This is a genomic window from Massilia sp. (genome assembly GCF_032106685.1).
Taxonomy (GTDB): Bacteria; Pseudomonadota; Gammaproteobacteria; order Burkholderiales; family Burkholderiaceae_D; genus Telluria.
Genome location: NZ_DAMCPG010000004.1, coordinates 1 through 12,099 on the forward strand (window position 1 = coordinate 1; position 12,099 = coordinate 12,099).

Consider the following 12,099-nt stretch of genomic DNA (forward strand, 5'->3'; position numbering starts at 1 on the left):
GAGCGCTTCCTGCGAGCGGCGCTGGGCATGTTCAACACATAACGGTGACAGCGCCTTTTCATCTCGTCATCGGGATGGAGGGAGACGCCTTAGCGCGCGACCTCCCCCAGCGGCTGCACCTCGCGCACGCCATGGGCCGCCGCGGGCAGCGGGTTGACCAGGCGGATGCGGTCCAGCTGCAGGCCCGCGCGCGTCACGGTCTTGCCCGGCAGGGACTCGAGATAGCGCGCCACGACGTCGGTGGCGTCGAGGATCGTGCCGTCCTGGTCCTTGACGACCGTGACCCCGGTGGCCGGCAGGCGGTTGATCAGGTTCGGGATCTGCGGATACCAGAACCCGGCCACGCTGTAGCGCGCTTCCATGTCCAGCGGCTTCTCGCCGATGCGCAGGTTCGTCACGCGCGCGCCCTGGGCCGCGAGCGGATCGAAGCCGGCCGTCAGGCCGCTGATGCCGGCGGTCCAGCCGTTCACCCATTCGCCGGTGCGGGCCTGGGTGTTCTGCGGCTTGCCCTCGATCGCGTTTTTGATCTGCTTGCCGCTCAGCTCGCCACGCGCGATCTGGGCGCCCACCGGCATGAAGTGGTACAGGTCTTCCAGCGTGATCGGGCCCGGCGCGACCACGGTGCCGTAGCGGAAGCCCGTGATGATGCCCAGCTGGGCGTCGCCCTGGCTGCGGAAGGCGTCGGTCAGGAAGTCGTGCGAGGAGCCCTCGATCACCGCCGGCATCGGCTCGTCGCCGAAGTTGCTGCGGTACAGCGGCACTTCGGTATGACCGACCACGGTGTCGATCGGTCGGCGCAGCACGGCGCCGCTGAACGGATTGACCACGGCGCCCGGCTTGAACGACGCTCCGCTGACCAGCGGCGCGCGCACCCGCGCGACCAGGGCGGCGATGCCCTTGTCTTCCGCCAGCCGCTCGGTGATGCGGTGCGACACGTAGCGCTTGTCGGCCACCACGCCCTTCTCGACGCGCACCCGCAGTTCGCCCACCATCTGGCCGTCCATGCCCTGCTCCACGATCAGGGTGCCATTGCGCGAGAACACCGGCTCCGGCGTGAGCTCGTGCTTGTCCGACGACAGGATCACGTCCACGCCGGGAATCGCATCGGCGAGCGTCATGTTGCCGTGCAGGCCCAGCTCCGAGATCACGACCACCAGGTCGACGTCCTTGGCGCGCACTTCCTTCACGTACTTTTCGAATTCGGCGCGGCCGTCGGTGAAGCGCAGCCCGGCGGTGATCTTCGGGTCGCCGGCCTGCGGGCCGCGGTCCGAGGTGAAGCCGATGATGCCGACGCGCAGGCCGCCGACCTCCCTCACGATATAGGGCGGCGCCACGGTCTGGCCGCTCTTCGCTTCCAGGCCCGGGTAGTTGTCGTAGTACAGGTTGGCCACCACCGGGTTCCAGCGCGCCAGCGGCTTGGCGCCGGTGAAGTAGGAGAGGAACTTGTCGGCGCCGTACACGTAGTCCCAGTTGCCCGGCGTGTAAGCGTCGAAGCGGAAGGCATTGAGCACCTCGATCATCGCCTCGCCGCGGGTGAACATCGCTTCGGCGCCGCCGTGCAGCGTGTCGCCGGTGTTCACCAGCAGCGTCTTGCCCGGATGGGCGCGGCGGATCTGTTCGACCAGCGTGTAGATGCGCGCCACGCCGCCTTCGGTCTTGCCGGCGGAATCGCTGCGCACGCTCGGATGCGGCACCAGGTGGCCGTGCAGGTCGCCCATGTGGATCAGCGTCAGTTCGCCGCTGCCGTTGCCGGCCAGCGCGGGCGCGCAGGCAGCGAAGATGGCGCCGCCGAGGGCCGCCACGAGTACTTTGTTCAACTTCATTCCAAACTCCTTGCAAAAAATATCAGGCATGGTGGCCCAGCAGGACCGGCTCGGCGCGGCGTCCGAGCGCGGCGCCGGCGTTGGCACCGGTACCGGCGCCATCGGGCAGGCGGAACACGCTGACCGAGCGCGCCAGCTCGCCGGCCTGTTCCTGCATCGCGCCGGCCGCGGCCGCCGCTTCCTCGACCAGGGCCGCGTTCTGCTGGGTCACCTGGTCCATCTGGGCGATCGCCCCATTCACCTGCTCGATGCCGGCGCTCTGCTCCTGGCTCGCCGAGGTGATCTCGGCAATGACGTCGCTGACGCGGCGCACGCTGGCGACCACTTCGCTCATGGTCGCGCCGGCACGGCCGACCAGCTCGGTGCCGGCTCCGACCTTGCCGGACGAGCTCTCGATCAGGCCCTTGATTTCCTTGGCGGCGGCGGCGCTGCGCTGCGCCAGGTTGCGCACTTCGGACGCCACGACGGCGAAGCCGCGGCCCTGCTCGCCGGCGCGCGCCGCTTCCACCGCCGCGTTCAGCGCAAGGATATTGGTCTGGAACGCGATGCCGTCGATGACGCCGATGATCTCCGACATCTTGCGGGCCGATTCGTTGATGGCGTCCATGGTGTCGACCACCTGCGCCACCACCTCGCCGCCGCGGGTCGCGACTTCCGACGCCGTCAACGCCATCTGGTTCGCCTGGCGCGCGTTATCGGCATTCTGGCGCACGGTGCTGGTCAACTCTTCCATCGAGGACGCGGTCTCCTCGAGCGCGCCGGCCTGCTGTTCGGTGCGGGCCGACAAATCGAGATTGCCGGCGGCGATCTGCTCGGAAGCGGTCGCGATGCTGTCGGTGCCGTTGCGGACGTCGGCCACGATGCGCGCGAGCTTGCCGGTCATGTCGTGCAGGGCGCGCAGCAGCTGGGCGATCTCGTCGCGGCCGCTGGCGTCGGCCTGGACGCTCAGGTCGCCGCCGGCAACCGCTTCGGCGATGCCGACCGCGCGCGCCAGCGGACGCGTGATCGAGCGCGCGATCAGCACCGTGATCGCGATGCCGGCCGCGAAGGCCGCGGCGCCGAGCGACAGCAGCTGGACGCGTCCGCTGCGGAAGGCGTCCTCCACCTTCGCGGCGCGCGCATCGAGACGGCCCTGCAGGTGCTGCGCCAGCTTGCGCTGGGCGGCGCCGAGCGCCTCCAGCCGCGGCTTGACCTCGGCGTCCATCAGGCGCTGCGCCTCGGCCGTGTCGCCGGCCGCCTTGGCCTTGAAGGCCGCATCGAGCGCGGCCCGGTACGGCGGCCTGATCGCCTGGGTCTCGCCGAACAAGGCCTTGGCCTGGGGATCGTCCGCCACGCGCTCCTGCAGTTGACGCTGCAGCTCGACGCCGCGCTTGGTGGTCGTGGCGATGGTATCGAGGAAGAAGCGGGTACCCTCCTCGCTGCCGGCTTCGAGCGCCGCGACGCTGCGCACGCCGGTCACGTCGGCCAGTCCCACCCATTCGCGCACGATGCGGGCGGTAGCCAGGTCTTCCTCCACCATCGCCCGGTTGGTCGTGCCCACCACCTCCAGGCGCGTGATGCCGATGCCGGCGACCGCCACCAGCATCAGCAAGAGAATGGAAAAGCCGAGTCCGAGGCGGACCCCGATCTTAAGATTGTCGAATTTCATGAACTACTCTTCAAAAAGGAACGCGGACCGCTTCGTGCATGCGAAGGGAGGCGGGAGATTGAATGGGAGAGGAATGCAGTTTCCGTATGGCAACTAGTATACCAGTTTAGATACCAATTCTGATCATGCCGGGGTAAAAGAAGCTGTCATGCGGCGTTTTCGCCACTACCGAGGGCCTCATCCCGGCTTTCGGCCGGCCGGGCATGCGGCAAGAGAATTTGATACATACGCGAAGCAATATAAAGCCCCGCCCTGTCCAACCATCGTCAGCATCGCCCGTCGTCCGACGTTCGCGTTTCGTTCACGAAAGGAGACAGTCATGCGCGCCCCGCTTTGCCTCGCCTTCGTATCATCCACCGCCTTCGCCGCCGCGCCGATCGACCTGGGCGCGGCCGAGGACCTGAAACGCGACGTGGTCGGCCAATACCAACTCGATACCGGACTGGACGTGCGCCTGCAGCTGATCGACGACAAGCTGTATCTCGACCTGAACCGGCACTACCGCAAACAGATGTTCCCGGTCGAGGAGAACCTGCTCGTCTCGCGCGACGGGAACCTGACGGTGGAGTTTTTTCCGGACGGGCCGGTCGAGCGCATCCTGATCCGGCACGAACGCCTGCCCTCGGGCGAGCGGCTGGGCGAGCGCAGCTGGCTGGGGAAATGAGCGCGCTCTTCCATCGGCTTTGCCGATATATCGCGCTCATCCATAAGCCCGGCTTCTACTGTCCGGCCGCCCGGTTGCCGCGCACTTCGAAGCGGCTGCTCGCGCGCACCTGGCCGGCGTCGTCGAGCAGCTCGAGGCGGTGGACGCCGACGCGCGGGCGCCAGGCGGTGGGCGCGTCGGCCGGGCCCAGCGCCTCGTCGTCGAGGCGCCAGCGCAGGCCCTCCCCGGCCTGGGCCCGGAAGATCACGCGTTCGCGCCGGGCCGGGATGTCCGGGTCGACGGCGAGGATGCTGCCGTCGACCGGGTAGACGATCTTCGGCACGCGCGCGTCGAAGGCCACCGCCTCGACCAGCGCCGTCTCGGTGCCGCGCAGGAACCACTCCTGGCGCGCGGCCTCGATGGCCGGCGCATAGCGCACCTCGCGCCGCAGTAGGTCCTTCGGCGCCGGCTGCTGGCGCGCCGGACGCGCGCGGTGCAGCTCGTCCATCACGTCGCGCCAGACCGGGGCCGCGCCCGACACGCCCGACACGTCCCACATCGGCTGGCCGTCGAAATTGCCGACCCAGACCCCGACCGTGTAGCGGTCCGAAAACCCGAGGCACCAGTTGTCGCGCATGTCCTTGCTGGTGCCGGTCTTGACCGCGCTCCAGTAGGCGGTGGCGAGATCGCTGCGCAGGCCGAAGGTGGGGCTGCGCGCGCCGCGGTCGGACAGGATGTCGCCCACGATCCAGCTGCTGCCGGCATCGAGCACGCGCCGCTTCGCGTCAAGCGCGCGCGGGCGCAGGCTGACGCCGCCGGCCAGGCCGCCGTTGGCCAGCGTGCGGTAGGCGTTGGCCAGTTCCAGCAGCGAGACGTCGGCCGAGCCCAGCGCCAGCGAAGGACCGTAGAAGGCCGCGTCCTCGCGCAGCGAACTGATGCCGAGTTCCTGCAGGCGCGCATGGAAGCGCTCGGGGCCGAGCAGCAGCAGGGTGCGCACCGCCGGGATGTTGAGCGAGCTGGCCAGGCTGGTGCGCACGCTGGCATAGCCCTTGTAGCTGCGGTCGTAGTTCTGCGGCACGTAGAGCCCGGCCTCGCCGGCGACGTCGATCGGGCTGTCGTCCTGCAGCGAGGCGGCCGTCAGCAGGCGCCGCTCCAGCGCCAGCTGGTAGAGAAAAGGCTTCAGCGTGGAGCCGGCCTGGCGCAGCGCCGCCACGCCGTCCACCTCGCTGCGTCCGGTATTGCCGACATAGGCCAGCAGCTCGCCACTGGCGTTGTCGATCACGACCACGGCGCCGTCGGCCACGTTGCGCCCGTTCAGCTCGCGCAGGTGGCGGCGCAGCGCGTCGAGCGCGAAACGCTGCAGGCGCGCGTCGAGCGTGCTGCGCAAGTCCAGGCCACCCGCGGCGGCGGGGCCGAGCAGCTTGCGCGCGACCTGGGGCACGCCTTCCTTCAACGCCGCCGCGGCCGGCCGCCCGAGCGCGACCTCGGCGCGCCACTCGATAGCCGGGCAATCTTCGCGCAGCTTCAACTCCCGGCCCAGCGCGCAGGCACGGCGCGCGACCGCCTTCGGCGCCGCGGCCGGCGCGCGCAGCAGCGCCGCCAGGATCGCCGCTTCGGTGCTGTCCAATCCCGACGGCGCCTTGCCGAACAGCGCGCGCGAAGCGGCCGCCACGCCCTGCAGCTCGCCGCGGAAGCTCGCCAGGTTCAGGTAGGCTTCCAGGATCTGCGCCTTGCTCCAGCCGGCCTCGAGCTCGCGCGCGGCCAGCGCCTGGTCGAACTTCTGGCGCCAGCTGCGTCCGGCGCTGCCGGCGCGCAGCTCGGCGTCGAGCAGGCCGGCCAGCTGCATCGTGATGGTCGAGGCGCCGCGCGCCCGATCGCGAAACAGGTTGTCCCAGGCCGCCTGGCCGACCGCGCGCAGGTCGATGCCGCCGTGCGCCATGAAGCGCTGGTCCTCGGCCTGCAGCACCGCCACGCCCAGCGCCGGCGAGATCTCGGCCAGCGGCGTCCATGCCAGGCGCCGCACGCGCATGTCGACGCGCACCGATTCGATCGGCTCGCCATGCCGGTCGAGCAGCCGGGCGCTGGACGGCTGGTAGGCCGCGCGCACCTCGGTCGCGGTCGGCACGGCGGCCTGCGCGGCGGCCGCAACGCAGGCCAGCAGCCATACCAGGGCGGATGCCAGCCGGCGCATCACTGCCCCACCACCACCGCCGCGTTGGGCAGCTCGCCGAACATCTCGGGCTTGTACATCGCCTCGACCCGCGTCGGCGGCAGGCTGAAGTGGCCGGCGTTATTCAGGCGCACCGTGTACTCGATGCTCCACTGCCCTTTCGGCACGAAGTCGTAATAGGCGCGGAAGGCGCCCTGGGTGCGTTCCTCGAACGCCGGCCAGGCCCAGCCGCGCTGGCGCTCGCCGCTTGCCGCGATGCGCGAATCGCCCCCGAGGCCGGTGCCGAGGATGCTGGTGCCGGCCGGGATCGGGTCGTCCAGCGCCACCCAGCTCATGTCGGCCTGGGCGTCGATGGTCAGCTTCACGCGGTAGACGTCGCCGCGCGTCCATGTTCCCTTCTTCGCCTGCTCGACCGGCGTCACGCTGCGCACGATACGGAAACCCGCGCTGAGCGGCGCCTTGAGCGGCACCGCGGCCAGGCTCTGCACCGTGGCCCAGGGCTTGCCCGTGCCGTCGTGGCGCAAGGTCAGCTGGCCGCTGCCGCCCTGCGGCCAGGCCTGCAGGGTCGAGGCCGGAATAGTGCCGCTCCAGCTGGCGCCGGACAGGATGGCGACGCTCTTGCCGCTCACCGGCGTCGCTTCGAATTTATCCGAGAACTTTTCCATCGCCAGCACGCCCCAGGCATTGGCCAGGGTCGTATCCCAGCGTCCACGCTGCTGGCGGCCGAGCGCGCCGCGCGCCAGGCGGCCCATGTCGGCCTGCCAGGCCGGGTTGTCGAGCATCGCCAGCAGCAGGCGGTTGGCATTGGCGTCGGGCGTGGCCATCAGCCACCACCAGTCGTCGCTGCGCTCGGTCGAGAAGCCCATCGTCGTGCCCTGCAGGTTCAGGCGCGCGCGCAGGATGCGCTCGGCCTGGGCCAGCCGCGCCGCCTGCCCGCCCAGTCCCGGCGTGCGGCGCAGCACCAGGTACCAGTCGATGAGGGCCGAGGTCGGCCACAGGTCGGGCTCGATGCGGATCGATTGCAGCCAGGCTTCGCGCACGTCCCGGGTACGCGAGAGCGCCTCGAGCGCCGCCAGCTTGCGCACCGCCAGTTCGCCGCTGCGCAGCGAAGTCCCGCGCGTCATGCGGCCTGCCAGGCGGCCTTCGACAAAGGCGACCAGGCCGTCCTCCATGCGCGCGCGCAGTTCGGGCTCGATCGCGTAGCCGGCCTCCCGCGTGACCGACAGCACATAGGCCGTCAGGCTGTCGCTGCCCTCCTCCATCGTGGCGAAATACTTGACCAGGCCGTCGCCGTCGAGGTGGGCCGGCAGCGTCGCCGCCAGGCCCTGCCACATCTTCTCGTCGCGCAGCGCGACCGCGCGCGAGGTGTTCTGCTCGAAGCAGGAATACGGATAGGCGCGCATGTAGTCGCGCACCGCGGCCATGCTCCCGGCCAGGCGCGGGCTGAAGGTGGTGCGCACGCCGCCGCGCCCAGGCAGCGCGTCCGCCGGACGCGCGACCGAGATGGTCTTCGGCGCGTCGAGCTGCACCAGCGTCGCCTGCAGGGTGCGCACCGGCACAGCGGCGCCGACCTTCTGGGTCACGCGCAGGCTGTCGTTCGCACCTTCGGCGCGGGCATCGACCTGCCAGCGCAGGCCCTGCGCCTGCGGCACCGCATAGTCCCAGCCGACTTCGCGCGCCGCGCCCGGCGCCAGCGTCACGGCCTGCGCCGGCAGGGTTTGCGCCGCGCCGCCGTCGGCGGCCACGCTGGCGGCCAGTTCGACCCGCAGGCTGCGCTCCGACGCGTTGCGCACGGTGAAGCCGGCGCGCAGGCGGTCGCCCTCGCGCACCAGCGGCGGCAGGCCGGACACCAGCATCAGGTCCTGGGTGGTGCGCACATCGACCGAGCCGGTGCCGAACAACCCGGCGCCGGCGCTGGCCACCGCCACGATCCGGAAACTGGACAGCGAATCGTTCAGCGGCACCGGCAGCACGGCTTCGCCGTTGGCGTCGAGCTTGATTCTGCCCTGCCACAGCAGCAGGGTCTCGAACAGTTCGCGGCTGGCGCCGCGGCCGCCGCCGCCGCCATGCGCCACCGCCTTGCGGCCGAAGTGGCGCTTGCCGACCACCTGCATCTGGGCGGTGGAGGTTTCCACCTGCAGGCTGCGCTGGCGCATCATCGCGTCCAGCAGCTTCCAGCTCTCGTTCGGCATCAGTTCCAGCAAGCCCGCGTCGACCGCCGCCAGCGCGACCTCCGCCCCAGCCGGCAGCGCCTTGCCGTCCGCCCGCGCCACCTTCACCCGCACCCGGGCCTGCTCGCGCACCTTGTACACCTGCTTCGCGCTCGATACCTCCACCTTCAGTTCGTGCGCCGCCCAGCCGACCGGCACCTGGGCGATGCCCAGCTTGTAGGCCGGCTTGCCGAGGTCGACCAGGGCGGTGGGCTGCACGCCGGCGACGCGCCCGCGCACCACCATCGCCGAGACGTAGACGTTGGGCGCGTAATGCGCCTTCATCGGGATCGCGATGGTCGGGTCGCTGGCGGAGAACGGCCGCACGTAGGTGTCGAGGATACCCTCGCGTTCGACCGTCACCAGCACCGTCCCGGAGCGGAACGGGGCGCGCACCTGGAAGGTCGCGTCCTCGCCCGGCTCGAAGCGCGGCCTGGCCGGCAGCAGGTCGATGCGGTCGTTGTCCGAGCCCTCGAACCAGCCGTCGTCCTGGCCGCCGACCCAGATGTCGGCATGGGTGACGGCGGCGCGGCCCTCGGCATCGACGGTGCGCGCGCGCAGGACCAGGTTGCCGCGGGCCGGCGCGGCCAGGGCGCAGGCCAGCTGCCCCTTGGGGTCGGTGCGGCCGCCGCAGGCCTGGCCGATGCGCCTGATCTCGCTGCTGTTCTCGTAGGCATAGAAACCGCCGACCAGGCGGCGCCGGTGCGAATAGCCGACGCGCTCGAAGACGTCGACCTCGACCTGGCTGCCTGCCGCCGGCTTGCCGTGCAGGTCGAGCACCGCGACCTGGAAGCGGATATCCTGGCCGGCGATCCAGTTGCCGGTCTTGATGCCGACCGCGCGCGACGCCGGCCACAAGGCCACCCGGGTCGAGGCGGTGAGGATCTCGCCGTTCGCGTCCGGGTAGCTCAGTTCGGCCAGCAGGCTGCGCGGACGGTCCAGCCGCGGCAGATCGGCCACCTCGATGCGCGCGCCGCCCTGGCGATCGAGCGTCAGGCTGCGGGTGCGCGCGGCCCCGGCGCCCAGGCCTGCGTCCTCGCCCTCCTGCTGCGCGCCTTCGCCCTCCTCGTCCCAGTAGTCCTCGGCCTGCGTGCCTTCATGCTCGACGCCTTCCTTCACGTCGCCGGCGCCGAACACGAAGTCCTTGAAACCCTCGAAGCGCGGGGCCGCGTCGTCCAGCACGGTGCGCAGCTTGACCGGCGCCAGGCCGGCGGGACCGCCCGACAGGTAGTTCACCTGGGCGTCGATGCGCACGCTGCGCGGCGCCACCGCCGGCTCGGCCGGGCCCTGCAGCACCGCCTTCATGGTCGGCACGCGGAACTGCTCGACGCGGAAGGCCCCGGCGACCTGGCCGCCGATCACGACCTCGTACTGCCCCAGCTTCGCCTGCGCCGGGATCTTCCACTCGCCGAGGGCGGCGCCGCCGGCGTCCCACTGCAGCGGGAACACCGTCTTCTCGCCGCTGCCGGTGTGCACCAGCCAGCCCTTCGCCGGCAGCGGCGCCTTGTCCTCGGCCGCCTCCTCGACCGGCCAGCCAGGCACGTTGCGCGGCGGCTTGTCGCCGGCGCGCACCAGCGCGATGCCCTGCGTGGTGCGGCGGCGCAGGAAGTGCTTCATGTGGACGGTCTCGCCGGCGCGCAGCAGGGTGCGGTCGAACACGGTCGCCACCAGGCGGCTGTCCTCGTCGACGCCGGAGGTGGGCAGGTTGAAGCGCCAGGACTCGATCCCGCGCTGCCAGTCCGACAGCGTGAACGTGAAATCCTCGCCGCTGCGCGCGCTGACAAAAAAGCCGCCGCCGCCGCGGCAGTGGGTGGCAAGCAGTTCGCTGCCGATGCGGGCGACCCCGTCGGCGTCGGTCCTGCCGCTCCAGAGCAGCTTGCCGGCGCAGTTGCGCACCGCGACCTCGGCGCGCGCCACCGGACGCCCCTTGTCGAGCGAGGTCACCCACACCAGCGAGGATTGGGCGCCGTGCTTGAAATGGGCCGCCAGGTTGGTCACCAGCGCGCCGGCGTGGACGTAAGCGGTCCTGCCCTTGCGGTCGATCGCCGTCCCGAGTTGCGCACTGGCGACTTCGACCACGTAGAAGCCCGGTTTGCGCAGCGGGATGCCGATCACCTCGAAGGCGCGCCGTCCGTTCGGCCTGGGCAGGTCGAAGCGCACGATCTCGCCGGGCGCGCCCTTGCCCAGCACCGGCTTGGCGAGGCTCTCGCCCCACTGCGCGTGCGGCTCCCAGTCCGCGTTGCGCCCGCCGTTCAGGCGGCGCATCCAGGCGATCACGTCTTCCTCGCGGCCCACGCGCAGCGAGGTCCCTTTGGCGCGGACCGCCGTGGCCAGCGCCGGCTCGACGTTGCGCACCGTGACCGGCAGCATGCGGTCACCCTTGGCCTCGATGATGCCGAAGGGTGCGGCGAACTTCACCAGCGGCGGCTGGCGGTCGGTGCGCAGGACCAGCCTGGCTTGCGCCGGCAGCACCAGCGCGCGGCCGGCGTCGTCCTTCAGGCCGGGCGGCAGCAGCAGGCGCAGCTCGGCGCGTTCGGGGAAGGGACCGGCGAAGCTCAGGTCCTGCACGAAGCCGCCCTTGGCATCTTCCTTGGCGATCGTGGGCGCGAAGCGCTTGCCGCCGGGCGCCTCGAGCGCGAGCGCCTGTGCATCCTTGAGCGCCACCGGCGCGCTGAAGTTCACGCGCACCGGCAGGAAGGGCACGCAGCCGGCGCGGGCATTGACGCGGTCGCAGCGGGTGGACACGGTGAAGTCGGGGCGGGTGCGAAAGTCGAGCTGCTGGTCGGCGCCGGTCGCCACGCCGTTCGGCGCCGCGATGCCCTTGCCCCAGACCAGGGCCACCTTCTGCCTGGCCGGCAGGGTGCGGCGGCACTGCAGCACCGCCAGCGGCAGTTGGTCGGCGCCGCCGAGCGTTTCCAGGGCCGCGCCGGCGCGCCAGGCGCGGCCCTGCGCCCTGGCCCAGGCGCCCAGGTGGCGGTCGACGAAATCGCGGCGCGTGGCGACGATGCGCGCGCGCTCCTCGCCCTCCAGCACCCGCACCGGGATCTTCTCAATGACGCCGTCGGCGCGGCACCAGGCGGCGCGCTCGATGCTGTCGCGCCGCGCCGGGGCATCCAGCGCCAGCACGAAGACCTGGGCCTCGTCGATGCCGTCGGCGCCGTCGCGCGGCTGCGCGCGCAGCACCGCCGGCCCGCCGGTGGTGAACCGGAATGCGCGCTGGCCCGCGAGCGGCTGGCCGGCCAGGTCGCGGCTGTCCTCGCGCAGCGTGAAGCGGCAGGCCACGGCGCCCGGCAGGTCGGCCTCGAAGTCGTAGCTCCAGGTGCTGGCGTCGATCCAGCGGCCCTTGCCCCCGATCTTGTCCACGCCGGCGCAGTCGACCGCGAACGGGTCGCGCCCGCGCGGGTCGCCGAAGGCCACCATCGGGTGCGAAAAGCGCGCCGTCGCCTGGCGTACCTGCTTCGCTTCCCCGTCGGGCGAGAAGGAAACCACGCCCGTCTGCGCGGCGGCCGCGCCCATGGACAGGCTCAGGGCGATGGTAAACAACACTCGGGACAAGGGGCGCATCGATTCTCCGGCAGCGTAAGAAGCGCCGACCTGACGCGGCG

At 71.4% G+C, this 12,099-nt stretch carries 5 protein-coding genes; 1 reads left to right on the forward strand and 4 read right to left on the reverse strand.

Going from position 1 to position 12,099, the window contains the following annotated elements; all coding sequences use genetic code 11:
- Positions 1-89: 89 nt before the first annotated feature.
- Both RT688_RS03890 and RT688_RS03895 read right to left on the reverse strand, forming a co-directional pair.
- Positions 90-1,823 (reverse strand): bifunctional UDP-sugar hydrolase/5'-nucleotidase, encoded by a 1,734-nt coding sequence (locus RT688_RS03890; protein ID WP_313703535.1) that lies wholly within the window; start codon positions 1,821-1,823, stop codon positions 90-92.
- A 22-nt stretch (positions 1,824-1,845) separates the two neighbouring features.
- Positions 1,846-3,471, reverse strand: a complete 1,626-nt coding sequence (locus RT688_RS03895; RefSeq protein WP_313703536.1) for a methyl-accepting chemotaxis protein — start codon at positions 3,469-3,471, stop codon at positions 1,846-1,848.
- Between the two features lie 319 nt (positions 3,472-3,790).
- Here RT688_RS03895 and RT688_RS03900 point away from each other — a divergent pair, with 319 nt between their 5' ends.
- Entirely contained in the window at positions 3,791-4,135 is a 345-nt protein-coding gene (locus RT688_RS03900) for a hypothetical protein (protein ID WP_313703537.1), read from the forward strand.
- Positions 4,136-4,190: 55 nt separating this feature from the next.
- On the opposite strand, the gene pbpC is transcribed toward RT688_RS03900, so the two are convergent.
- The gene (pbpC, locus tag RT688_RS03905) at positions 4,191-6,305 is read right to left on the reverse strand and encodes a penicillin-binding protein 1C (RefSeq protein ID WP_313703538.1); all 2,115 of its coding nucleotides are present in this window, start codon (positions 6,303-6,305) and stop codon (positions 4,191-4,193) included.
- Positions 6,305-12,058 carry an MG2 domain-containing protein gene (locus RT688_RS03910; protein ID WP_313703539.1) on the reverse strand — a complete coding sequence of 1,918 codons (5,754 nt, stop codon included), beginning with the start codon at positions 12,056-12,058 and terminating at the stop codon, positions 6,305-6,307. The genes pbpC and RT688_RS03910 overlap by 1 nt, the downstream gene beginning before the upstream one ends.
- Between the last annotated feature and the right edge of the window lie 41 nt (positions 12,059-12,099).

Bases quoted from the DNA above. Each gene is read 5' to 3' on its own strand.
- RT688_RS03890 (WP_313703535.1), bottom strand. From the start codon at position 1,823: ATGAAGTTGAACAAAGTACTCGTGGCGGCCCTCGGCGGCGCCATCTTC.
- RT688_RS03895 (WP_313703536.1), bottom strand. From the start codon at position 3,471: ATGAAATTCGACAATCTTAAGATCGGGGTCCGCCTCGGACTCGGCTTT.
- RT688_RS03900 (WP_313703537.1), top strand. From the start codon at position 3,791: ATGCGCGCCCCGCTTTGCCTCGCCTTCGTATCATCCACCGCCTTCGCC.
- pbpC (WP_313703538.1), bottom strand. From the start codon at position 6,305: ATGCGCCGGCTGGCATCCGCCCTGGTATGGCTGCTGGCCTGCGTTGCG.
- RT688_RS03910 (WP_313703539.1), bottom strand. From the start codon at position 12,058: ATGCGCCCCTTGTCCCGAGTGTTGTTTACCATCGCCCTGAGCCTGTCC.